Below are 22,669 nucleotides of genomic sequence, written 5' to 3'. Positions count from 1 at the left end.
TCATCACCACCAGGGAGGAACTGAAATGACACTGAACAAATTCAAAACCGCACTTGCGGCCACAACGCTGACGCTGGCCGCGACGACGGCTGTCTTCGCCGAAGACATGCGCATCGCCTATACAGGCTATTCCACCGACAACACGTTCTGGATCGGTGTCGCCACAGCCGCCGCAGCCGAGGCCGAAAAGCAGGGTGTCGAATTCATCGACATGACCGCATCCTCGCCAGATTCCGCAGCGCAAAAGGACGCGGTCGACCGCGCCATCGACATGGGCGTTGATGGCATCATCATCGGCTCGGTCGACAACCGCGCCTTTGACGCCTCGCTTGATGCGGCGGCGGCCAAGGGCATTCCGGTTGTGGCTGTCGACACCGGCATCGACCATGATCATGTCTCCAGCCTTGTGCAGACCGACAACCTTGCGGCTGCGGGCATCGCCGGCGACTACATCGTGGGCCAGATCGACGGCGGCAAGGTGCTGATCCTTGGCGGCTCGGCCGGGCACCAGACCGGCAACGCCCGCCGTGACGGGGTCAAGAACGCAGCCGAGGCCGCAGGCCACGAAGTGATCTTCCAGATCTGCGACTGGCAGGATGCCTGTGCCTTTGAAACCACCACCAACTTCCTGCAATCCGACCCAGAGATCAAAGCGATCTTTTCCGCCTGGGATCCCGGTGCGCTGGCGGCGGTGTCCGCGGCCAAGGCCCTGGGCAAGCTCGACAAGCTGGTGATCGTGGGCTTTGACGGCAACCCTGCCAACCTGGTGGCCATCGCCGAAGATGAACAATCGGCAACCATCAAACAGGACAACACCCGCATGGGCGTGGAATCGGTGCAGAACCTGTTGAACATCATCAAAGGCGAAGAAGCCCCCGCCGTGGTGCCAATCGACGGGATCCTGATCACCGCCGACAATGTGGCCGACTACCAGTAAACCCGACGATGGCGGGCGCGCCACCGCGCCCGCCGCATTCCTTCGAAGAAAGACCGCAGATGAAATCCCTTGCCATTGACACGATCGGTCACACCGCATTTCGCGACATCCCCGCCCCCACACCCGGCCCGGGTGAGGTGCTGGTCGATGTCCGCCACGTTGGCCTGTGCGGCAGCGACCTCAGCACGTTCAATGGCGCCAACCCGCTGGTGGAATTGCCGCGTATTCCGGGGCATGAAATCGGCGGTGTCATCCTTGAATGCGGCCCCGATGTTGCGGCGGAATACACGCCCGGCGCGCGGGTCGTCGTGATCCCCTATACCACCTGTGGCAAATGCCCCGCCTGTCGGCGTGGACGCATGAACGCCTGTCAGTTCAACCAGACGCTGGGTGTCCAGCGCGACGGCGGCCTTTGCGACCGGATTGCCCTGCCTGCCGACCGGCTGATCGTGAATGACACGCTGCCCCTGCACCAATTGGCGATGGTCGAACCGCTTTCGGTCGGGTTCCACGCCGTGGCCCGGGGCGATGTCACCGCGGACGACACCGTGCTTGTGCTGGGTGGCGGTATGATCGGCGTCGGCGCGGTGCTTGGGGCGCAGGCCCGTGGCGCCGATGTGATTGTCAGCGAAATCTCTGGCCGCAAATCCGAAACCCTGCGCAAGCTGGGCGCCAAAGCGGTGATCAACCCGCTTGAAACCGATCTGGAACAGGCCGTCGCCGATCTGACCGGGGGGCGCGGCGCCGACGTCATCATCGAAGCGGCCGGCGTGGCCCAGACCTTTCGGCTGGCGGTCGACCTCGCGCCGTTTACCGGGCGGATCGTCTATATCGGCTATGCCAAGGGCGAAGTTGCCTATGAGACCAAGTTCTTCAACCTGAAAGAGCTGGACATTCGCGGTTCGCGCAATGCCACCCGCACCGATTTCGACGCTGTCATCGCCTTTATGCAGACGCATCCCGACATGGCCGATCTGCTGATTTCCAAGGTGTTTCCCTGGGATCAGGCAACCGCAGCTTTTGATCATTGGGTCGCGCATCGCGATGAGACCTTCAAGATCATGATCGACTTTGAAAAGGACAGTTGATTGACCTCTGACATACTGGCCCACACCTACGGGCTGCATGGCAAAACCGCTCTGGTCACCGGTGGCGGATCGGGCATCGGCAAGGCGATCGCGACCTGTCTGGCCCAAAGCGGCGCGCGGGTGGTGATTGCCGGACGCCGCGCAGATGTGCTGGAAACCGCCGCTGCCGAGATCGGCCATGATTGCGCCACCACCACACTGGATCTCAGCGATCTTGCGACCCTGCCTGCGGCCGAAGCCGCCATTGCGGAAAAATACGGCCCCATCGACATTCTGATCAACAACGCCGGCAACACGGTCAAGAAACCCTTCGAAGAGGCCGATATGGCCGATTTCGACCAGATTTTTGATGTGCATGTGCGCGGCGCGCTGGAACTGACCCGCTGTGTCATCAAACGGCTTCTGACCGAGGATCGCCCCGGATCGGTGTCGTTCATTTCGTCGATGACCGCCTATATCGGCCAGCCGATGGTGCATGGCTATACAATTTCCAAAACCGCAATCAACGGTGTGGTCCGGGGGCTTTCCGCCGAATTTGCCGCGCGCGGCATTCGGGTCAACGGCGTCGCGCCGGGCTGGATCGACACCGACCTGTATCGCAAGGCCACCCAAGGCGACATTCCACGCCAGCAAAAGATCCTGAACCGGATTCCGATGCAGGCGCTGGGGACACCAGAGGACATCGGCTGGGCCTGTGCGTTCCTGTCCTCACCAGCTGCGAAATATATCAATGGCCAGGTCATCCTTGTGGATGGCGGTGGCGCGACGGGGTTTTGAACAATGACCGACACTGATCTTTTTGCCCGCATCAAATCTGAACTGTTCACCGCCGTGATCGGCGACGCGCTGGATGTGATGGGGTATCGCCACCAATTCCTGCCGCCCGGTCTTGGCCCGGTGCAGCCCGGAACGCGGATCGTGGGCCGGGCGATGCCGGTGCTCGAAGCCGCCTATCCAGAAGGCACAGGCCAGGGCCCGCTGGCGGATCAGCCTTTTGGCGTCATGTTTCAGGCGCTGGACGATTTGAAGCCCGGCGAAATCTATATCACCTCGGGGGCCTCGCTCGACTTTGCGCTGTGGGGCGGGTTGATGTCGACACGGGCCCAGCATCTGGGCGCGGCGGGGGCGATCCTTGACGGATATGTCCGCGACACCGATGAAATCCGCGCCCTCGGCTTCCCGGTCTTTGCCCGTGGGGCCTATGCCCAGGATCAGGGTGTGCGCGGCAAGGTGGTGGATTTTCGCACGCCGATCACCATCGGCGCGGTGCAGATCAACACCGGCGATCTGATCGTTGCCGACAACGAAGGCGTGCTGATCATCCCACGCAGCGCCGAAGACGCGGCCATTGCCGCCGCGTTTGAAAAGGTGGCCACCGAAAACAAGGTCGCAACGGCGATCCGCAACGGCATGAGCAGCCAGGAGGCCTTTGCCACCTTCGGTGTCATGTGATCCCCGCCTCTGGACTTGCCCGGAGCCAGGGCGATACTCTGTCCGGTAATCTGGAGGACAGCCGGCATGTCGCGTGACAGCAGCACATTCAAGGAAAGCTACAATCAGGCGCTTGATATTGTTCGAAGCGCGGGGGTGTCGGGCGCGCTTCCGACCGAAAGTGCGCTGTCCAAAACGCTTGCCGTCAGCCGCACAACCGTGCGCGCCATTTTGACCAACCTCGACGAGGCCGGGATCATCAAATGGGAAGGCCGCCACAAGCTGGTGCTGCGCGCGCCGAAAAAATCGGATTATTTCGGCAAATCCGAAACCGCATCCGCCACTGAAAAAGTGTCATCGCAGTTCATGGAATACGTGCTCAACAGCGACCTTGCCCCCGGCACGGCGCTGCACGAATCCGATCTGAAAAAGGAATTCAATGCCAGCTCCTCGGTCATACGTGAATTCCTGATCAAGTTTTCACGCTTTGGGCTGATCACCAAGGAACGCAACCGGTCGTGGATGCTGCGCGGGTTCACCCGTGATTTCGCCGAGGAACTTTTTGACGTCCGTGAAATGTTTGAATTGCGGGCCTTTGATCACCTGCTTCGACAGGGTGCCGGATCAGAAAGCCATCAGGCGGTGATTGCACTGGCCCCGCAACACGAAGACATTCTGGCCCAGATCGACCGCGATTATCTGGCCTTTCCGCGGCTGGACGAACGGTTTCACCGCGCGCTGATCGAAACCTACGACAACCGGTTCATGACGGACTTCTTCGAAGTCGTGGCAATGGTATTTCACTACCATTACAGGTGGAACAGGGTCGACGAAAAGGAACGCAACCGCGACGCCATCCTGGAGCATCTGACAATCATCCGGGCGCTGGAGTCCGGTGATCTGGAGGCCGCGAATACCGCGTTTCGCAAGCACCTGAACAATGCCAAGAACACGATGACCAATTCCGCGCTCTGGGATTAAAGGCGCGACCATACCGTCACGCGGCCCAATACGGCCCTCTCGCGGGTCTCAGTACTCAATCGCGTCCAGAAACCTTTGTTGCGCGGTGCTGAGATGGTTTTCCAACAGATGCGCCGCCTTGTCCGCGTCCTTGGCGACAATCGCATCCAGAATTTCCAGATGCTCGGCAAAGGCTTCGCCGTGGCTTAGATACCGGGGCGGCAGTTGCAGGCGCACAAGCATCTGTTTGGTTTCGAGATTGCGAAAAATATCGTCGATCAAACTGCTGCGCAGGGCGCTCAGAAACGTCTGATGCAAATCCCAGTCCAGCTTGGTCCGCCGCCGGACCAATGCCTGGCGCTGCGCGGCGGTGTCCATCGGCGCATCCATGATGTCGCGGGTCTTTTGCCGCAGCACATCAATTTCCGCAGGGTCATGATCAAGCGCATAGGCCCGAACGGCCGGCACTTCGACAATCTTGCGCAACTGATAGATTTCGCGCACCTCATCCGCGGTGATTTCATGCAGGACAACGCCCTTTTTGGCGATCAGCTCCACGATGCCCTCGCCTTCCAAACGTTTCAGCGCTTCGCGAACGGCGGTGATCGTCGATCCCGTGGCCTCGCAGATTTCGCGTTGCGTCACCAGACGCCCAGGACGGAACACCCCCTGCATCAGGCATTTCAAAAAGCGTTCATAGGCCCCCGATCGTTGAACTGGGGCCTGTGGGGTCGCTTCGTCGTCGATGGGCTCTTGCAGTTCACTCGGCACACGCAGTCTCCAATATCTTTCATGTTGTGATCAAAATGTTGTCGTCCGCCTCGAAGGTCCAGACGTGGTTTTCCTGTGGGCTGGTCGCACTGGCCCAGGTCTTTAACAGGTCTTTGCGCGCTGCGCGCCGATCCATCAAGCCCGCGATCTGCGCCGGTTCCCAATCCTGCATCAAGCTTTGGTGCATTTCGGCTTCGCGCGCGGCATGTTCCGGCTGTCCAGCAAGGTTGGTATCCTCTTGCGGGTCGGCCTGCAAATCGAACAGCATCGGCGGCGCATCGTCGAAATGGATGTATTTCCAGTGATCCCGCCGCAACATCCGTTGAAACCGCTGCTGGCGTCCGGGCCAACGCGCCAGACCGTCGGTGTAATATTCCGACAGGACATCACGTGGCACGGCCCCACCACCGTCAAGCACCGGGCAAAGACTGTGCCCGTCACTGAACGGCAGCGCCGGCGCGCCGGCAACATCAATCATCGTCGCGGACAGGTCACAAAGGCTGCAAATCTGGTCGCTTGTGCCCGGGGCAACATGGCCGGGCCGGGACATGATCAAGGGCACCCTCGCGGCGTCCTCAAAGAAGCATTGCTTCCACCACAGGCCTTTGTTGCCCATCATCTCGCCGTGATCGGACGCATAGATCACCAGGGTATCTTCTTCCAGCCCGGTCTGGTGCAGCCGGTCCAGCAATTCGCCGATCATCGCGTCCATCACCTCGACAAGCGCGTAATAGGCCGCCAGGGCGCGGCGCGTGTCCTGTGCCGTGACCGCGCAAAGGCCGCTGTGATCGCGCCACCAGGCAAAATAGGGATGATCCGGCACCGCCCCCGATGGCACCGTCGCAGGCAGGATGTTCAGGTATTTTTCCACCAGTTCCGGCGCGGCGACATAGGGCTGATGCGGCAGGATATAGCCGACATGCAACAAAAAGGGCCGGTCGTCATCATCCGCACCCAGCCTGTCCAACTGGGCCAAGGCGGCATCGGTCACGTCACGATCATGACTTTCATACACGCTGTGACCGCGCCCGGACCGCGCCAGGCTGATGCCATGCGGTCGGGTTGTATCGGCCAGCGGCCCCATGTCATGGCCCTTGGCGCCAATCCAATTGCTGGAATGATCACCGACCAGCCGGGTCTGAAAACCGCGCAACTGATCCGGGCCGATGGAATGCAGGCGCCCGACCTGAACCGTGCGATAGCCCGCCGCGCCAAGCGCATGCGCATAGGTCGGGATATCGCTGGCCAGCGTATCGGAATTGGTGAAACACCCGGTGTGTGACGGCAACATCCCGGTCAAAAGCGACATCCGCGCCGGCACGCACAGCGGGCTGGGCGTGTAGCAATTGGAAAAGCTCTTCCCGCGCGCCACCAACCGGTCAAGATTGGGCGTCGAGACCCACGAATTGCCGTGCGCGCCCATCATGCTGTGCGCATGTTGATCCGATAAAATGAACAGGATGTTGGCGGCGCACATGCCGGGGATCTCCTTCAAAAAGCGTAAAAGATAATTGACTCGGCAGCCCGACTCTGTCAAATCTTTTCTGAGAGCTTAGTTAGGATCTCTAAAAAGACCACAGCTTGAAACCACCGGGAGGACACCAATGTTTCGCAGGAATTTCATCGCCTTGGCCACCACAGCCCTAAGCGCATTGCCACTTGTTGCAAGCGCCGAGGACTATCCGAGTCAGCCAATCAAGATCATTGTGCCCTTTGGCCCCGGTGGCGGCAGCGACACCGTCGCACGTGCCTTTCAGATCGCGCTTGAGGAAACCGGCGCCCTCGGCACCAACGTGGTCGTGGTGAACATGCCCGGCGCGGGTGGATCGCTGGGCGGCACCGCCGTGGCCACCGCGGAACCCGACGGATATACCCTTGGCATGTGGCACTTCGGCATGCTGACGTCGAACGCGCTTGGCATCTCACAGGTGACGCCCGACGACATCGAAACCGTGGCCCTGACCGGGCGTTGGAATTCCATCCTGATCGCCCGCGCCGATTCCGGGTACGAAACGCTGAAAGACCTGATTGACTATGCGCTGGAGCATCCGGGCGAAGTGACCGAGGCCACCGCACTGGGATCCGCCCCGCATATCCAGCACGAAATGCTGAAATCCAAGGTCGACGGGCTCGACATCCGGCTTTTGCAGTCCGGTGGCGGTGCCAAACGGCTGGCGGCGATCCTTGGCGGACATGCGGATGTCACCATCCACTCGATGGGGGAATATGTCGGCAGCCCGAACCCCGATATCACCGCGCTGGTGCAATTTTCGCCGGACCGTCACCCCGCCATGCCCGATGTGCCCACCGCCAAGGAGCTGGGTTATGATCAGGTCTGGAGCAACTATAACTGGGTATTCGCCCCCAAAGGCACCCCGCCCGAGCGGTTGGAAATCCTCGAAACCGCGTTCCGCACCGCTTACGAATCCGAAAGCTTCCAGGCCATGTTGGCACAGCGCGCGCTGACCAATGAATTCCTGACAGCAGACGAAGCGCCGGCGGTCTATGGCCCGACCTACGAGGAAGTAAAGGCCGCAGCGGCCAACATGTAAGCGCCCCAAAATCGCAATCGAATGCAAGGCCGCGCCACCCAAGGCGCGGTCCCGAGAGAGGATTGTCATGGACGACAAGAGCAACGACGGGCTGATCAGCCTGATTGCCGCCCTGGGCGCTGCGGGGATCGCGGCGGCGTTTTATGCTGCGGCGCTGACCCTTCCCGCCCCGCGGTTCGAACCGATGGGGTCGGCCGCTGTCCCCAAAATGATTGCCGGGGTGATCTTTCTTTGTGCTGCATTCGAAGTGGTGCGGTCCCTTCGTCTGTTGATGGCCGACCGCGCGCCGCTTGCCGCGCTGCGCCACCCGGACCCCGACACATTGCGCCGCACCGCCGCCGCTGTCGGCTATATCCTGTTTTTCTTCGCGCTCATTCTGGTTCTGCAAAGCGCGGTTGTGCCCTTCATGATCATTGCCACCGTCCTGTTCTGGGTCGGCGCATTGGTGATCGGCCTGCCCCTGACCCGCCCGATGCTGCTGGGTCTGGGCCTTGGCGGGCTGGCCTTTGGCGTGGGGCTGGAACTGGTCTTCACCCGGATCTTCTTCGTCAACATTCCGGCGGTATTCTAAGATGGACTTCCTGATGACAGCCGGGGCAACCCTCTTTGCCCCCTTCCCCCTGATGATGATGTTCCTCGGCGTTTTCCTTGGCATCGTGGTCGGCGCCATTCCCGGTCTCAGCGCCACAATGCTGATCGCGCTGGCGCTGCCGATGACCTATCTGATGAAAGACACCGACGCGATGACGCTGCTGGTGTCGATGTATGTCGGCGGCATTTCCGGCGGGCTGATTTCGGCCATCCTGATCAATATGCCGGGCACGCCTTCGTCGATTTTCACCACGCTCGACGGCTTTCCCATGGCACGCCAGGGCAAGGCCGCGCGCGCATTGGCGCTGGGTGTGCTCAGCTCGCTGGTGGGCGGCGTGATTTCCTTTGTTCTGCTGCTTGTCGTGGCCCCGCCACTGGCCTCGATCGCGCTGCGATTTGGTCCATGGGAATTCTTCGCCATGGTGATGATGGCGCTTGTGCTGATCTCGTCGCTGGGCGGACGGTCGTTTTCCAAAGGCATCATGGCCGGCTTTCTGGGAATGCTGTTTTCCCTCCCCGGCATTGACCCGACCAGCGGCAATATCCGCTTCACCTTTGGCATCCCTGCCCTGTCCGCCGGTCTCAGCCTTTTGCCGGTGCTGGTGGGGACATTCGCGCTCAGCCAGGTGATCCAATCCGCGGGCGGCGGCATTGTCCCGATGGAAAGCAAACGCGTCGGCCTGCGCGAATTGACCGGCCAGCTGCGCGGCTTTGGCGCGCACAAATGGAACATGCTGCGGTCTTCGCTGTTGGGCACCTGGATCGGGCTGCTGCCCGGCATCGGCGGCAATATCGCCGCGATGGTCGCCTATTCCGCCACCCGCAGCCTGTCAAAAACCCCGGAACGTTTCGGCAAAGGCGCGGAAGAGGGGCTTGTCTCGACCGAATGCGCCAACAATGCCTCGATCGGCGGGTCGCTGATCCCGTTGATCAGCCTCGGCATTCCCGGCTCGACCGTTGACGCCATCCTGATCGGGGCGCTGCTCATTCACAATGTTCAGCTTGGCCCGCTGCTGATCGTCAACAACCCGGAAATCGTCTTTTCCATCGTCATGACCTACGGCATCGCCAATTTCGTGATGTTCGCGATGATGATCAGCTTCATCCCCTTTCTGGCACGGCTGGTGGAAATTCCACGCGCACTCATCCTTGCGGCAGTCTCGGTCTTCTGCGTGATCGGCACCTATGCGGCGAACAACCGTATTCTCGATGTCTGGGTGCTGCTGTTCTTTGGCGTGCTGGGGGCGATCCTGATGCGGCTGAAACTGCCGCTCGGCCCCTTTGTCATCGGCTTTGTTCTGGCGCCGATTGCCGAGGCCGAGATGCGCGCCGGGATCATGCTGTCGAACGGCAAAATCCCTTCGCCCGCGGATTATCCCATCGCCGCCGGGATGCTGGTCGTCGCCGTGTTGGTCGCCGTTTTGCCGGTGATCATGCGGATGCGGAACAGCGCATCGCTGAAACGCCACACACAATAACCGACACACGAAGAGGACAGACAATGACCCCCAGCAATTTCACACGCCGCGCTGCGCTTGCCACAGGGGCCGCCGCATTGGCCACCACCATGATGCCCCGGGGTCTGATGGCCCAGGGCGGCACCGGCGGGATTGATGCCCATTGCCATGCCTGGTCGAATGACCTCGATGCCTATCCCATGGCCGAAGGGCGCACCGCCGCCGACCTGAACCCGGCCGAGGTGCCAACCGACGGCTTGCTCGCGGCGCTGTCGCCAATGGCGGTGGGGCGCGTCGTTCTGATCCAGCACATCTGGTATCACGGCTTTGACAGCTCCTATCTCACCGACGCGGCCAAGGCTTCGCCCGGCACCTTTGCCGTGGTTGGCGCCGTAGGCGAGACCGAGGCAAACGGCCCCGACATGATGGTCGAAAAGAAGGCCGAGGGCGTCAAAGGTTTCCGCGTGCGCGGCTTTGGCACCGCCGATTGGGTCGACGCCCCGGTAATGAACGCGATGTATGACATGGCCGCACGCGAGGGGCTGAACATCTGCCCGCTGATCCGCAACAACGCCAATATGGACAACGACGCGCTGCTGCATCTGGCCGCGCTCAGCGAAAAACACCCCGACACAATGGTGGTGATCGACCACATGGGCACCGTGATGCCCGGCGATACCGAACAGCTGAACCGTCTGACGGCACTGGCAAAATACCCCAATGTCCAGGTCAAGATTTCCGGTTTCAACAAATTCGACCTGCCGCCCTATGACGCCCTGAAAGGCCAGATCACCACCCTGATCGACGCCTTCGGCACCAAGCGGCTGATGTGGGGCTCTGACCTGCCGGTGCTGGAATATGAAGCGCCGCATAATCTGAAAGCGGCCTTTGATCTGGTCAACGCGGGACTTGGGCTGACGCAGGCGGAAAAAACCGACCTGCTTGAAACCACCGCAGAGCGGGCGTTCTTCTGATCATGTCGGACAGGGACACATTTCTTGGCTATCCCCGGCCTGTCGGGCGGCCGGGCATTCGCAACCATCTTCTGGTTCTGAATTGCACCGGGCTGACCGATGCCGCCGCGCGCCGCGTGGCGGCGGCCCTGCCCGGCACGGTCTTTGCCGGGACGATGTATGGCATGGGCATGATTGCCGCCGATGGCGACTTTCATACTGCGGCCCTGTCCGGGCTGGCGACACATCCCAATTGCGGCGCGGTCCTGCTGATCAGCGCGGACCGCACGCGCCTGGATCAGATGATCGCCGTGGTCGAAGCATCGGGCCGCCCCTATGCCGCGCTGGGGTTGGATGACACCAACCACGATGCCCAGGTGCTTAGCCAACGGGCGATATGTGACGGCGCGCAGCTCTTGCGCGATCTGTCGACCATGCGGCCGGTGCCCTGCCCGATGTCTGACCTGTTCCTTGGCTTTGAATGTGGCCTGTCCGACCCTTCGTCCGGGTTGGTGGCCAATCCGCTTTTGGGGCAAATCGCCGATTGGCTGGTGGATGCGGGCGGCAGCGTCGTGCTGGGCGAAAGCATCGAATGGCTGGGCACCGAGGATGAACTGGCCCGGCGCGCCGCCACACCAGAGGTTGGCGCGGCGCTGACAGATGCGGTCTCCAACCGGCTGGCCATGGCCCATGCGGCGGGGCTGGATCTTTTGGGCACCAACCCCAACGCCGCCAATATCAGGGCAGGTCTGAGCACGATCGAGGAAAAGGCCAGCGGCGCGGTGCTCAAGGCCGGATCACGCCCGATTCAATCGGTTCTGTCTTATGCCGAAGCGCCCGCTGCGCCCGGTCTGCACCTGATGGACGCCCCCAGTTATTCACCGGAATCCCTGACCGGTTTTGTCGCCGCCGGGGTACAGATGATCCTGTTCACCACCGGGCTTGGCAACAGCTATTGCAGCGCGCTGGCCCCGACGCTGAAGCTGACGGCCAATGCCGGCACCGCCAGAAACCTGCCTTGCCAGATCGACTTTGACGCCTCTGCCGGGTTCACCGGCCAAACGCTGGCCGATCTTGCACCGGATCTGATGGCCGGGATCATCGCCACGGCCTCGGGCCGGCTCACCTGGGGTGAGATCATCGGCGAAGGCGCAGAATCCATCAGCCGTTTCGGAGCCGCAATATGACCACCAAAGCCCATATGGTCCGCCCCGACGACATGGTCGCCTATCTGCTGGCCGACGCCCGCCCGGGCATGACGGTCCAGACCGCATCCCATGCCCTGACCGCCCGCGACGCCATCCCCGTCTTTCACAAGATCGCCCTGCTCGACATTGCGGCGGGCGCGACCATTCACCGGGGCGGCTGGCCGATTGGCCGCGCCTCTACCGACATCCCGGCGGGGGCACATGTGCATGTGCACAACCTCGTCAGTGCCTATGCGACGTCAAAGGAAACGGAATGACCGACTCTCTGCCGCGGACCCTGGAAAAAGGACGCATCTTCAAAAAGAAACTGACCGACGGACAGGCCGTATCGGGTGCCTGGTCGACCCTCGGCTCGCCCGAGGCCGCCTGCCTGATGGCGGGGGCGGGGTTGGATTACCTGTTGATTGATCTGGAACACGGGCGCGGCGGGCTTGACGGGCTGGCAGCACAGGTCCAGGCGCTGGCGGCCTTTGACACCGCTGTCATGGTACGCCTGCCCGACCACGAATCCGGCAGCATCAAACGGTGTCTCGACCTTGGGGCAAATTGCATTTTGGCCCCCCAGGTCGACACCGCCGCAATGGCGCAATCCATTCTCGACGCGGCCCTGTTCCCGACCGAGGGACGCCGCGGTGTCGCGGTGGGCGCGATCCAGGCCGCCGACTGGGGCTATTCCGCCGAAAGCTATTTCGCCCATGCCAACGATGCCTTGACCGTGCTTGTCCAGATCGAGTCCCCCGAAGCGGTGGCCAACCTCGATGACATCCTGGCGCTGAAACGGCTGGACGGGGTCTTTGTCGGGCCAAACGATCTGTCCGCCAACATGGGCCTGTTCCGGCAATTCGATGCACCGCCGTTCCGCGCGGCTTTTGACACCGTGCTGCAATCCACATTGGCCGCAGGCAAGGTCTTTGGCGCCTTGCCCGCCCCGAACATCGAGGTCGAGGCCCTGGTCAAACGCGGGGCGCAGGTGGTTCCGGCCGGCTCGGATCAGGCCATGCTGCGCGGCGGCACACAGGCGATGATCGCAGGTTTGAAAGCAGCAGGAGACAAGGCATGAGCGACATGACACTTCAGCCGCCGGTATTGCCCGCGCCGACAGATTGGTCGGGCGCCGAAGGCTTTGCAACGCGCGATCCGGCCCTGGGGACCGTTGTCGCCCGTTACGGGGTCGCCACGCCGGATGCATTGGCGCAGATCCTGGACGTCGCGCAACAGGGCTTTGCCCTTTGGTCGGCGATGACCACCAACCAGCGCTGTGACCGGCTGGTCGAATGGTTGAACCGGATCGAGTCCGAGACCGACAGCCTCGCCGGGGAAATGACCGACGAACAGGGCAAGCCACTGGCAGAATCCAAGGCCGAGATCGGCAAATCCCTGCGCGAAGCACGCCAGATGCTGGGCTTTGCCCGGTCGCATGGCGGCCAGACCCTGCCGGGCCGTGCGCCGGGCTGGACCAATACAATCCTGCGCCGGCCGCTGGGGGTTGTTCTGGCCATCACGCCCTGGAATTTCCCGGTGCTGACCCCCCTGCGCAAGCTGGTGCCGGCCCTTGCCACCGGCAATGCCGTGGTGCTGAAACCTTCGGAATTCACCCCCGCTGCCGCCATGCGGCTGGTGCGCGCCGCAGAGGGCATCCTGCCCGATGGGGCGCTCTGCCTTGTCAATGGTGCCGGTGATGTCGCCGCACAGCTGGTGGCATCCGATATCGCCGCGATTTCCTTTACCGGATCGGTGGCTACAGGCCGCAAGATCGGGGCGGTCGCGGGTCAGAACCTGGTGCCTGTGTCGCTGGAACTGGGCGGCAAGAATGCGGCCATCGTCGATGACGTGGCCGACCTTGACGCCGCTCTTGATGCCATTGTCGGCGCGGCGTTTCAGTGTTCGGGCCAACGCTGCACCGCGATCAGCCGGGTGATTGCCCGGGACGCGATCTATGATGCGGTGCGCGACGGGTTGATCACACGCATGAACGCATTGACCGCCGGCCCGGGGCGCGACCCGGCCACAACGCTGGGCCCGATCACCACAAAGGCCCAGCTTGACCGGATCATGCATCTTGTCCGCGCCGCAGAGCTTGAGGGCGCCACTGTCCTGACCGGCGGTCAGCAGCACGCGCCCGCGAAATCGCCAGACGGGTTGTTTTTCGAACCAACGCTGCTGGCCTCCGATGACCCGCAAAACCCCGCCGTGCGCGATGAAATCTTTGGCCCGGTGCTGACGCTGACACGTTACCACACCGATGCCGACGCATTGGAAAGTGCCAATGCCACCTCTTACGGCCTGACCAGTGCGATCTTTACCGATCGTCTGGACTTTGCCCAACGCGCGATGAACACGCTGCAAACCGGCATGATCCACGTCAACCACGGAACCGCACCCGACGACAACATGCCCTTTGTCGGCATCCGCGATTCCGGGCTTGGCACCGGGTCTGTCGGCCCCTCCACCCTTGATTTCTATACGACCGAACACGCCGCTTATCTGGCGGGTTGAAGGAGCTTTCCCATGAAATTCACCAATATCGAAATCCGCGCCTGCCGGCATGAACCAGAACAATCCTATAGCCTGAAAGACGGCAAACCGATTGATTTTGAATTCCTTGCCATGCGGTTTGACACCGACGAAGGCATGAGCGTCGAAACCTTTGGCTTTGCCGGGCGCAGCGCGCTGGCGATGGGCGCGGTCTCGGCCGAATTGCTGCGGCCCTTCTTTCTTGGCCGTGACCCCGATTACCGCGAACAGCATTGGCATGACTATCGCCGGTTCAACCGGGCGTGGAATTTCACCCCGTCCTATTGCTATGCGCCTTATGACATTGCCTGCCATCTGGCGCAGGCGCAGAAAGCGGGATTGCCGCTGTACAAACATCTTGGCGCCGTGCGTGACAGCGTGCCAATTTACGGCTCGTCGCTAACCCTGCCCACCGCCGAGGCCTATGCACAAGAGGCAAAGGAGCTTCAGGCAAAGGGCTGGGCGGCCTATAAATTGCACCCGCCGGCGGATATCGAGGTTGCCTTTGAGGCCCACCGCGCCTGCCGCGAAGCGGTTGGACCGGACTTCCGTCTGATGTCCGATCCGGTCAGCAACTTCAATTTCCAACAGAACCTGCATTTCGGCAAAATGCTGGAAGAGCTGAATTATTACTGGCTCGAAGAGCCGATGTTCGACGAATGCCACGGGTCGATGCGGTCGTTGCGCGACACGTTGAAAATCCCGATTGTCGGCGGTGAAACGGCGGAAAACCACCCCGCAGGCGTGGCCGAACTGGTCGCGACCCGCGCCATCGACATTGTGCGTGGCGATGCATCCTGGTCCGGCGGGATCACCGGTTTGATGAAAACCGCACATCTGGCCGAAGCCCATGGCATGAACTGCGAAATCCACACCGCGATCTATCACCCGCTGGAACTGGTGAACCTGCATTGCGCCGCCGCGATCCGCAACAACGAGTTTTTCGAGGTGCTGGTGCCCGAAGAATTGTTTGCCATCGGTCTGAAAGATCCAATCGACGTGCGCGACGGCCATGCCCACCTGCCACAGACGCCGGGGCTTGGCATCGACCTGGATTGGGATTTCATCGACAACGCTACGATAAAGGTGATGTGATGGCGGATGTTGCCACACAGGGTCGCACAGTAAACGAGGACCGCCAGCGCCGTTGGCGCCAAGCGGGGATCTATATCGCGTTGACGGTTGTGACCTTCATCATGGTCTTTCCGATCCTGTGGATGATCTCGGTATCGCTGAAGCCGACCACCGAAACCTTTTCGCTGCCGCCGCGCCTGTTGCCCGACAGCTTTCACTGGGGCGGCTATGCCAAGGTGCTGACCGACCCCAAGTTCCGCACCTTTCTGATCAACAGCTATGTTGTTGGTCTGGCCGTCACTGCGCTGTCGCTGGTGATTGGCACGCTCGCGGCATTCGGCTTTTCGCGTTATCGCTTCTTTGGCGACCGGGTGGCCAAATTGTTCGTGATCACCACCCAGATGGTGCCGACCATCACGCTTCTGATCCCCTATTTCGGCGTGATCGTCTTTCTTGGGCTTTATGACACGCTCTGGGGTCTGATCCTGACCTATCTGACCTTTGCGCTGCCCTATTCCATCGTCATGATGAACGGCTATCTCGACACAATCCCCAAGGATTTCGACGAAGCCGCCACCATCGACGGCTGTACGCCCCTGGGCGTTCTGGTGCGGGTGCTTTTGCCCGTGGCATTGCCGGGCATCATCTCGACCGCGGTTTATACCTTTTTGCTGGCCTGGAACGAATTCCTGTTTGCCCTGGCACTGACCCGGTCGATGGACATGCGCACCGTGCCGGTGGGGATTTCGATGATGGTCGGCGAATTCGGCCTCAAATGGGATGAGATGATGGCCTTTTCGGTGATCGGCTCCTTGCCGGTGCTGATCCTGTTCATGCTTGTTCAAAGATTTGTCGTCGGCGGTCTGTCCGCTGGGGGCGTCAAAGGGTGAGAAACCCGAAAACCGGGGCAACACGCCCCGGACAACCAAAAGTGGAGGAAACAACAATGATCAAGACCCGGATGACCGCGTTCGCGCTGGCGGCCGCAACGGCGCTGACGCCGCTGGCCGCACAGGCCGGCGAAATCGAATGGCTGCAATGGTTTGCTGCCGAAAACACCGATGGTTTCTATGACGAACTGGTGGCCGATTTCGAAGCCAAACACCCCGACATCACCGTCAAGCTTGTCACCCAGCCCTTTGGCAAGGTGCGCGAAAGCATCGTGACCGATAGCGCGATTGGTGTCGGTTCCGATGTGCTGGGGCTCAACATGCCATGGACCAAGGAATTCCTCGACATCGGCATTCTTGAACCGCTGGACGACTACCTCGCGCGGGATGACAACAGCTTTGCCACCGGTGATCTGGTCGAGGCCCCGCTGGGCAAGATCGACGGCCACACGTGGATGGTGCCGCTCAACGCCTTTCCGTTTGTGATGCATGTCAACATGGGCCTGGTGCGCGAAGCCGGTTTTGATGCCCCTCCCGCCACATGGGCGGAACTGTCCGCACAGACCAGCGCGATCTCGGCGTTGCAGGATGGCACATCCGGCATCGGCATGCCCTTCTCCTCTCAGCCGCCATCGAACGGCCCGATCCTGACCTTCCTGCCGCTGCTCTATGCCAATGGCGGGCGGATCATGGATGACACCACGCCGAATTTCGACAACCCCAAAGTGGTGGAAACCCTGCAATACCTCAAAGACATGAACGACGCGGGCGGCATGGCCCCCGGCGCGGCATCGCGCACCGGCGGTGTCGATCTTGAGGAATTCATTGCCGGACGCACCGGGTTCCTGATTTCACCGGGTGTGCATTCCAGCTCGATCACCAGCCGCAATCCTGAACTGGACTACACGCTGGTGCGGGTGCCGTCGAACGGCGAAAACGCCTATCGGGTGCATGGTTGGGAAATCGGCATCTCGGCCGACAGCGCCAACAAGGAAGATGCCTGGACCTTTGTGAACTATCTGCTGTCACCAGAGGTCAATGCCCGCGCGGCCAAGGCCGCCAACGCCCTGCCCGGCAACCTGAAGGCGCTGGATGCGGTGCGCGAAGGCGCGGATGAAACCCTGATCAAACAGATGGACATCCTGTCCGGCGACACCCCGGTCGAAGAAATGCGCCAGTCCCCCAAGGCCGTCGGAAGCTGGTCCGTCATGACCGAAGAAATCCAGGCCATGCTGCGGGGTGACCAAACCCCGGCAGAGACCGCGACCGCCGTTCAGGCGCGTTGGATCGAACTGGCCAAATGATACGCCGGGACCGGGCGGCGCCTGTCCGCCCGGTCCTCCTTGCATGAAGGACGATCAAGTGACCTCAACCATTCGCCAGATGACCACCAAAGGCACACCTTACTTTTTCCTGTTGCCAGGGTTGGTGATCCTTGGTGCGCTGCTTTCCGTGCCGCTCTACAAGGTGGTGGAATATTCGCTCTACGACAATGTCATCGTCGAGCGGAACCCGACCTATGTCGGCCTCGCCAACTATCAAACCCTTCTGACCGATCCCGGCTATTGGAGCGCGGGATTGAACACGCTGCTCTTTACCGTTGGGTCGGTGCTGGGCCACATGGTTGTCGGCATCGGTCTGGCGTTGCTGGTCAACGCCGATATCGCGCCCCGCGCCCGGACCTTTTTCCGGTCAATGCTGGTCCTGCCATGGATTTTCACCGCTGTTGTGGTTGCGCTGAACTGGCAATTGCTGCTCAACCCCTTTGGCCTGATCAACTATATCCTGCAATGGATGGGGCTGACCACGGAACCGCTGGACTGGCTGGGCGATCCCAACCTTGCCATGTGGTCCCTCTTGCTGATCTCGACCTGGCGCGGCTATCCGTTCATCATGGTCAGCTTTCTGTCCGGCCTGCAAACCGTCCCGCGCGAGCTTTATGAAGCTGCCGAAATCGACGGCGCCGGGTTCTGGAGCAAATTCTGGCATGTCACCCTGCCACAGCTGAAACCTGTGATCTATGGCGTGGCCCTGCTTGACCTGATCTGGACCTTCCAACTCTTTCCGCTGGTCTGGCTGTCCACGGGCGGTGGCCCCGGTCGTGCAACAGAAGTTCTGTCAACGCTGACCTTCCGCCTTGCCTTTGTGGATTTCCAATTCAGCCAGGCAGCCACGGTTGCCGTGTCCATCCTCATCATCTCGGCGGCCTTCACGCTGCTTTATCTGCGCAACGAAGCGCGCCGTCTGTAAGTCCCGGAGTCCCCATGTCACGTATTGAAATCCGCAATCTCGTCAAGATGTACGGTGCCCATCAGGCGCTGCACGGGATCGACATCTCGATCCAGCCGGGTGAATTCTGTGTGCTCGTCGGCCCGTCGGGCTGTGGCAAATCCACCACCCTGCGCATGGTCGCCGGTCTGGAAACCATTTCCGGCGGCGAGGTGTCGATCGGCGACCGGGTGGTCAACGGTCTGCGCCCCAAGGAACGCGGCATCGCGATGGTGTTCCAGAACTATGCGCTCTACCCGTCCAAGACCGTGTACAACAACATGGCGTTTTCGCTGCAATTGTCGCGGATGCCGAAACCCGAAATCGAACGCCGCGTGCGCGAGGTTGCGGAAATCCTTGAACTGACGCCCCTGCTCGACCGCAAACCCGGCGCCTTGTCGGGTGGCCAACGCCAGCGTGTCGCCATGGGCCGGGCCATTGTTCGCGATCCAAAGGTGTTCCTGTTTGACGAACCGCTGTCGAACCTGGATGCCAAGCTGCGCGGCCAGATGCGGGCCGAAATCAAGCGCTTGCATCAACGGCTTGAAAACACGATCATCTATGTCACCCATGATCAGGTCGAGGCAATGACCCTCGCTGACCGCATCGTCATCATGCGCGACGGGCGGATCGAACAACAGGGCACGCCGGATGAAATCTTTCACGATCCCGACACGGTCTTTGTCGCCGGTTTCATGGGCAGCCCGCCGATGAACCTGGTGGATTGCATGGTCACACCCGATGGTCTGAAACTGGGGGACAGCGAAATCACCTGTGCCACCCCCAATGGCCTGCGGGCTGGTGAACGCGTGATCTGTGGCATCCGCCCGGATGACATTCGCCCCGCCGCAGACATGACCGCAGACATGACCGCCGATACGGCCCACAGCGCGCCAATCACCGTGCCGATCAACCTCATCGAACAATTGGGCACCGAAAAGCTGGTGCATTTTTCCGCCGGGGATCATGAAATGATCGGCAAGACCGGGGGCCGCGTCACAATGGCCGAAGGCGCGCCGCATCCCATGTCCTTTGACATGAAACATGCCTATTTCTTTGATCCAAAATCAGAAAAACGCATCCGATGACCACGCCGATCAAACCGGTGGGGCTTGGCTTTGGTTTGTTGGGGACGACAAATGCCGCCCCCATTTCCGATGCCGAGGCCGACACCATGATGGCCGCCGCCTGGGGCTTGGGCGTGCGCCGTTTCGACACCGCGCCACTCTATGGCGGCGGCCTGTCAGAGGAACGGTTGGGGCGGTTGCTCAGGGGGCATCCGCGGGACGCCTATGTCCTGTCCACCAAGGTCGGGCGCTACCGCGACTATGCCGCCGCGGTCAGCAACCCAAAGGACAATCCCGGCGACTGGCGGGATTATTCCCGCGATGCAACATTGCGGTCGATCGAAGCCAGCCTGACCCGGTTGGGCGTTGACCGGATTGACATCGCCTTTGTCCACGATTGCGACGCCCAGCCCGAGGCCGCACTGCAGGGCGCGCTGCCCGCATTGGCCGAGCTGAAATCTCAGGGCGTCATCGGCGCGATTGGCTGTGGCAGCAATCTTGCCGCCACACATCTGGCCCTGTTGCAGGAGGCGGATCTTGACGTGTTGATGGTGGCCGGGCGCTTCACCCTGCTTGATCAATCCGCCGCACAGGCGCTGTTCCCGCTCTGCCTGTCGCGCGGGGTTGCGGTCGAACTGGCCGCGCCGTTCAACTCTGGCATCCTTGCCACCGGTCCCGACGACCCGACAACGCGGTTCGATTACCAAAGCCCGGATGACGCGATCCGCGCCCGGGTGCGCGCGATCAAACTGGTCTGCGACGTTCAGGGCATCCCGCTCAAACGCGCCGCATTGCAATATAGCGCGGCGCATCCGGCGGTCACACGTCTGGTGCTGGGATTGACTGATCCGGCGGGGATGAAATCCAACCTTGATGACCTTGCCGCGCCGGTCCCGCCAGGTTTCTGGACCGCATTGGCAGAGCTGGACATCCCCGACCCCACCGGAGAGAGCTGACATGCCGGCCCGTGCCATCGACACCCACGTCCATATCTGGGACCGCACCCGGGGCGAGACATTTATCGCCGAAACACCCTTTCCCTCGCTGACCGGCAAGGCCTTTTTGCCCGGGGATCTGGTGCCTGTGCTGGCCGACACCGGCGCAGAGAGTGCGGTGCTTGTGCATGGTCCCGCCACGGTGAAACATGCCCTGCACTGCCTTGATCTCTGGCGTCAGCATGATGTGTTTCGCTCCGTCATTGGCTGGATTGATCTGCGCGATCCGAACCATGCGGCGCAGCTTGCCGAACAGGCCCGCCATCCGGCGTTTCGCGGCCTGCGCTTCACCCCGCTGCTTGATCCCGATCCAGAGGAGTATCTGCGCAGCGATGCGGCGTCACAAACCTGTGCCGCGCTGCGCGATGTCGACGCCATTGTCGAGGTTCTGGCCCCGCAACCCCTGTTTGATGCGGTCGCCGCATTGGCCACCGCCCATCCCCGCCTGACCTGCGTTCTGGCGCATTTCGGCCTGCCCGACGGCGATCCCGCCCGGTTTGGCACATGGCGCGATGCGATGGCGCGGCTGGCCGATTTGTCCAACCTGCGGGTCAAACTTTCTGGCCTGCCGCTGACCGGCGATCTTGCCCGGGACCGCGAACTGGCCAGCCGCCATGTGACAGCACTGCTGGATCTCTTCGGCACCGAAAGGCTGCTTTATGCCAGCAACTGGCCGGTCGCCACCGCGCTTGCCACGCCGCGTCACTGGCGGGATCTGCTCGACGACATCCTGCAAACCGCCGGGGTTGCCGAAAAAGACGTCGCCGCGATTTACCGCGACAACGCCCTGACGCTTTATTGACCGCCCCCGCGCCTGCAACGCGCGTCATCAACCCGCTGCTGCATATAAGTTTTGATTTCAGTGATTTTCATTGTTTCAACGCTGGGTTTAGGTGTTGCTGGTGGTCGTGTTGTTCGTTTGCGGGGCGGCCGTCGATATAGCTGCCGACGGGCAGTTGGTAACCGCCATGGGCGAGGGCGTCGTTTTCGGCGCGCATCCAGTCGAACAACCGGGTTTTCAGCCGGGCTTTTTCCTCGGCCAGGGTCGGGTCGTCGGCGCGGTTTTTCCGTTCGCCGGGATCGGTATCAAGGTCGTAGAGCTCCTCGATGTCATGCGGGCTCCAGGCGTATTTGTAACGCGCCTCGCGGATGCCGCGGAACTTGAACTGGCGGCCCTGATAGGCGTCATAGCCATAGGTCGCATGGTCCTGCCGGGTGGCGCCGAACCGGCGCGCGGTCTCTGCCTCGGTCAGAATTCCGGCGCCCGCGCTGCCCGCCACCATGGTCGGGAAAAGATCGCGGAAATTGACAAAACCGTCGTCGACCTTGGCCGCCGCCTGCCCCGCGTCACGGATCAGCATCGGGATGCGCATCACCTCTTCGTAGAAGAACGGCCCCTTGTCGAACCAGCCATGCGCGCCCAGCATTTCGCCGTGATCCGCGGTGAAGCTCAGCGAGGTGCTGTCGTCCAGCCCCAGATCGGTCATCTTGCGGCGGAACTGGCCGAACAGATCGTCGATGAAGGAACAAAAGCCGAAATAATGCTGCGCGGTGCGGCGCCAGTCCTGCTGGTCCAGCCCCCGGGTGTCCTGACAGGGCCAGTAAGGCGCGCCCTGGGCCTGGGGTTTGCCGGTCTCGGTGAACTGCGGGATGAAATTGTCGGGCATGTAATCGGCAGGCAGATCGTCATACAGCGCCACCCAATCCGCCGGAACGTGATGCGGGAAATGCGGCCCCGGCAATGAGACGATCAGGCAAAATGGCTTGTCGCCGGCCGCAAGCGACTCGAGCCGCTCGATCCCCGCCATGACCCGCTTTTCGTCCATATGCGTGCCCTTGGTGATCGTGCCGTAAAACGGTGTCTTGCGCGGGGTGGCGAATTCCAGATCATCGGCCGGGATCAGCGCCTCGGC

Annotated in this window: 23 protein-coding genes; 20 read left to right on the top strand and 3 right to left on the bottom strand. The window is 61.6% G+C overall.

The window, feature by feature from the left end; genetic code table 11:
- Positions 1–25: 25 nt before the first annotated feature.
- The 5 genes from Q4577_RS21120 (at position 26) to Q4577_RS21100 (ending at position 4,437) form a co-directional block, all read left to right on the top strand.
- Positions 26–937: a sugar ABC transporter substrate-binding protein gene (locus Q4577_RS21120; RefSeq protein ID WP_244690795.1), complete on the top strand. Its 912-nt coding sequence runs from the start codon at positions 26–28 to the stop codon at positions 935–937.
- 59 nt (positions 938–996) lie between these two features.
- Complete coding sequence (locus tag Q4577_RS21115; protein ID WP_303472531.1) at positions 997–2,025, top strand: zinc-binding alcohol dehydrogenase family protein; 1,029 nt, start codon at positions 997–999, stop codon at positions 2,023–2,025.
- Positions 2,026–2,802 carry an SDR family NAD(P)-dependent oxidoreductase gene (locus Q4577_RS21110; RefSeq protein WP_303472533.1) on the top strand — a complete coding sequence of 259 codons (777 nt, stop codon included), beginning with the start codon at positions 2,026–2,028 and terminating at the stop codon, positions 2,800–2,802.
- Between the two features lie 3 nt (positions 2,803–2,805).
- Positions 2,806–3,477 (top strand): RraA family protein, encoded by a 672-nt coding sequence (locus tag Q4577_RS21105; RefSeq protein ID WP_303472535.1) that lies wholly within the window; start codon positions 2,806–2,808, stop codon positions 3,475–3,477.
- 66 nt (positions 3,478–3,543) lie between these two features.
- Positions 3,544–4,437 (top strand): GntR family transcriptional regulator, encoded by an 894-nt coding sequence (locus Q4577_RS21100; RefSeq protein WP_303472537.1) that lies wholly within the window; start codon positions 3,544–3,546, stop codon positions 4,435–4,437.
- 48 nt (positions 4,438–4,485) lie between these two features.
- On the opposite strand, the gene Q4577_RS21095 is transcribed toward Q4577_RS21100, so the two are convergent.
- Together Q4577_RS21095 and Q4577_RS21090 are read right to left on the bottom strand one after the other, a co-directional pair.
- On the bottom strand, positions 4,486–5,187 hold the full coding sequence (locus Q4577_RS21095; RefSeq protein WP_244690800.1) for a GntR family transcriptional regulator: 702 nt from the start codon (positions 5,185–5,187) through the stop codon (positions 4,486–4,488).
- Positions 5,188–5,206: 19 nt separating this feature from the next.
- Complete coding sequence (locus Q4577_RS21090; RefSeq protein ID WP_303472540.1) at positions 5,207–6,664, bottom strand: sulfatase-like hydrolase/transferase; 1,458 nt, start codon at positions 6,662–6,664, stop codon at positions 5,207–5,209.
- 127 nt (positions 6,665–6,791) lie between these two features.
- On the opposite strand from Q4577_RS21090, the gene Q4577_RS21085 reads away from it, so the two are divergent.
- The 15 genes from Q4577_RS21085 (at position 6,792) to Q4577_RS21015 (ending at position 21,558) form a co-directional block, all read left to right on the top strand.
- On the top strand, positions 6,792–7,739 hold the full coding sequence (locus Q4577_RS21085) for a tripartite tricarboxylate transporter substrate binding protein (RefSeq protein ID WP_244690802.1): 948 nt from the start codon (positions 6,792–6,794) through the stop codon (positions 7,737–7,739).
- Between the two features lie 67 nt (positions 7,740–7,806).
- Positions 7,807–8,310 carry a hypothetical protein gene (locus Q4577_RS21080; protein ID WP_244690803.1) on the top strand — a complete coding sequence of 168 codons (504 nt, stop codon included), beginning with the start codon at positions 7,807–7,809 and terminating at the stop codon, positions 8,308–8,310.
- Between the two features lie 13 nt (positions 8,311–8,323).
- Positions 8,324–9,808 (top strand): tripartite tricarboxylate transporter permease, encoded by a 1,485-nt coding sequence (locus Q4577_RS21075; RefSeq protein ID WP_303472543.1) that lies wholly within the window; start codon positions 8,324–8,326, stop codon positions 9,806–9,808.
- A gap of 23 nt (positions 9,809–9,831) precedes the next feature.
- Entirely contained in the window at positions 9,832–10,761 is a 930-nt protein-coding gene (locus Q4577_RS21070; RefSeq protein WP_303472545.1) for an amidohydrolase, read from the top strand.
- 2 nt (positions 10,762–10,763) lie between these two features.
- Positions 10,764–11,927 carry a UxaA family hydrolase gene (locus Q4577_RS21065; RefSeq protein ID WP_303472547.1) on the top strand — a complete coding sequence of 388 codons (1,164 nt, stop codon included), beginning with the start codon at positions 10,764–10,766 and terminating at the stop codon, positions 11,925–11,927.
- Positions 11,924–12,205, top strand: a complete 282-nt coding sequence (locus Q4577_RS21060) for a UxaA family hydrolase (RefSeq protein WP_280520656.1) — start codon at positions 11,924–11,926, stop codon at positions 12,203–12,205. Before Q4577_RS21065 ends, Q4577_RS21060 begins: the two co-directional genes overlap by 4 nt.
- Positions 12,202–13,008 (top strand): HpcH/HpaI aldolase/citrate lyase family protein, encoded by an 807-nt coding sequence (locus Q4577_RS21055; protein ID WP_303472550.1) that lies wholly within the window; start codon positions 12,202–12,204, stop codon positions 13,006–13,008. Before Q4577_RS21060 ends, Q4577_RS21055 begins: the two co-directional genes overlap by 4 nt.
- On the top strand, positions 13,005–14,444 hold the full coding sequence (locus Q4577_RS21050) for an aldehyde dehydrogenase (RefSeq protein WP_303472552.1): 1,440 nt from the start codon (positions 13,005–13,007) through the stop codon (positions 14,442–14,444). The genes Q4577_RS21055 and Q4577_RS21050 overlap by 4 nt, the downstream gene beginning before the upstream one ends.
- Before the next feature lie 12 nt (positions 14,445–14,456).
- Complete coding sequence (locus Q4577_RS21045) at positions 14,457–15,557, top strand: enolase C-terminal domain-like protein (protein ID WP_303472554.1); 1,101 nt, start codon at positions 14,457–14,459, stop codon at positions 15,555–15,557.
- Complete coding sequence (locus tag Q4577_RS21040) at positions 15,557–16,426, top strand: carbohydrate ABC transporter permease (protein ID WP_303472556.1); 870 nt, start codon at positions 15,557–15,559, stop codon at positions 16,424–16,426. Before Q4577_RS21045 ends, Q4577_RS21040 begins: the two co-directional genes overlap by 1 nt.
- A 56-nt stretch (positions 16,427–16,482) precedes the next feature.
- On the top strand, positions 16,483–17,730 hold the full coding sequence (locus tag Q4577_RS21035; protein ID WP_303472558.1) for a sugar ABC transporter substrate-binding protein: 1,248 nt from the start codon (positions 16,483–16,485) through the stop codon (positions 17,728–17,730).
- A 43-nt stretch (positions 17,731–17,773) separates the two neighbouring features.
- On the top strand, positions 17,774–18,676 hold the full coding sequence (locus Q4577_RS21030; RefSeq protein ID WP_244690811.1) for a carbohydrate ABC transporter permease: 903 nt from the start codon (positions 17,774–17,776) through the stop codon (positions 18,674–18,676).
- A gap of 14 nt (positions 18,677–18,690) precedes the next feature.
- Complete coding sequence (locus tag Q4577_RS21025; protein ID WP_303472561.1) at positions 18,691–19,782, top strand: ABC transporter ATP-binding protein; 1,092 nt, start codon at positions 18,691–18,693, stop codon at positions 19,780–19,782.
- Positions 19,779–20,717, top strand: coding sequence for an aldo/keto reductase (locus tag Q4577_RS21020; RefSeq protein ID WP_303472563.1), 939 nt, complete (start codon positions 19,779–19,781; stop codon positions 20,715–20,717). Before Q4577_RS21025 ends, Q4577_RS21020 begins: the two co-directional genes overlap by 4 nt.
- Position 20,718: 1 nt before the next feature.
- Complete coding sequence (locus tag Q4577_RS21015; protein ID WP_303472565.1) at positions 20,719–21,558, top strand: amidohydrolase; 840 nt, start codon at positions 20,719–20,721, stop codon at positions 21,556–21,558.
- A 67-nt stretch (positions 21,559–21,625) separates the two neighbouring features.
- On the opposite strand, the gene Q4577_RS21010 is transcribed toward Q4577_RS21015, so the two are convergent.
- Positions 21,626–22,669: sulfatase-like hydrolase/transferase (locus Q4577_RS21010; protein WP_303472567.1), on the bottom strand; the 1,044-nt coding region annotated here is incomplete at its 5' end.

The sequence above is a fragment of the Marinovum sp. 2_MG-2023 genome, from assembly GCF_030548265.1.
Classification (GTDB): domain Bacteria; phylum Pseudomonadota; class Alphaproteobacteria; order Rhodobacterales; family Rhodobacteraceae; genus Marinovum.
Note: the sequence above shows the minus strand (reverse complement) of the source record. Positions and strands in the feature narration are given on the sequence as shown.

Bases quoted from the DNA above. Each gene is read 5' to 3' on its own strand.
- Q4577_RS21120 (WP_244690795.1), top strand. From the start codon at position 26: ATGACACTGAACAAATTCAAAACCGCACTTGCGGCCACAACGCTGACG.
- Q4577_RS21115 (WP_303472531.1), top strand. From the start codon at position 997: ATGAAATCCCTTGCCATTGACACGATCGGTCACACCGCATTTCGCGAC.
- Q4577_RS21105 (WP_303472535.1), top strand. From the start codon at position 2,806: ATGACCGACACTGATCTTTTTGCCCGCATCAAATCTGAACTGTTCACC.
- Q4577_RS21100 (WP_303472537.1), top strand. From the start codon at position 3,544: ATGTCGCGTGACAGCAGCACATTCAAGGAAAGCTACAATCAGGCGCTT.
- Q4577_RS21090 (WP_303472540.1), bottom strand. From the start codon at position 6,664: ATGTGCGCCGCCAACATCCTGTTCATTTTATCGGATCAACATGCGCAC.
- Q4577_RS21085 (WP_244690802.1), top strand. From the start codon at position 6,792: ATGTTTCGCAGGAATTTCATCGCCTTGGCCACCACAGCCCTAAGCGCA.
- Q4577_RS21080 (WP_244690803.1), top strand. From the start codon at position 7,807: ATGGACGACAAGAGCAACGACGGGCTGATCAGCCTGATTGCCGCCCTG.
- Q4577_RS21075 (WP_303472543.1), top strand. From the start codon at position 8,324: ATGACAGCCGGGGCAACCCTCTTTGCCCCCTTCCCCCTGATGATGATG.
- Q4577_RS21070 (WP_303472545.1), top strand. From the start codon at position 9,832: ATGACCCCCAGCAATTTCACACGCCGCGCTGCGCTTGCCACAGGGGCC.
- Q4577_RS21065 (WP_303472547.1), top strand. From the start codon at position 10,764: ATGTCGGACAGGGACACATTTCTTGGCTATCCCCGGCCTGTCGGGCGG.
- Q4577_RS21060 (WP_280520656.1), top strand. From the start codon at position 11,924: ATGACCACCAAAGCCCATATGGTCCGCCCCGACGACATGGTCGCCTAT.
- Q4577_RS21055 (WP_303472550.1), top strand. From the start codon at position 12,202: ATGACCGACTCTCTGCCGCGGACCCTGGAAAAAGGACGCATCTTCAAA.
- Q4577_RS21050 (WP_303472552.1), top strand. From the start codon at position 13,005: ATGAGCGACATGACACTTCAGCCGCCGGTATTGCCCGCGCCGACAGAT.
- Q4577_RS21045 (WP_303472554.1), top strand. From the start codon at position 14,457: ATGAAATTCACCAATATCGAAATCCGCGCCTGCCGGCATGAACCAGAA.
- Q4577_RS21040 (WP_303472556.1), top strand. From the start codon at position 15,557: ATGGCGGATGTTGCCACACAGGGTCGCACAGTAAACGAGGACCGCCAG.
- Q4577_RS21035 (WP_303472558.1), top strand. From the start codon at position 16,483: ATGATCAAGACCCGGATGACCGCGTTCGCGCTGGCGGCCGCAACGGCG.
- Q4577_RS21030 (WP_244690811.1), top strand. From the start codon at position 17,774: ATGAAGGACGATCAAGTGACCTCAACCATTCGCCAGATGACCACCAAA.
- Q4577_RS21025 (WP_303472561.1), top strand. From the start codon at position 18,691: ATGTCACGTATTGAAATCCGCAATCTCGTCAAGATGTACGGTGCCCAT.
- Q4577_RS21020 (WP_303472563.1), top strand. From the start codon at position 19,779: ATGACCACGCCGATCAAACCGGTGGGGCTTGGCTTTGGTTTGTTGGGG.
- Q4577_RS21015 (WP_303472565.1), top strand. From the start codon at position 20,719: ATGCCGGCCCGTGCCATCGACACCCACGTCCATATCTGGGACCGCACC.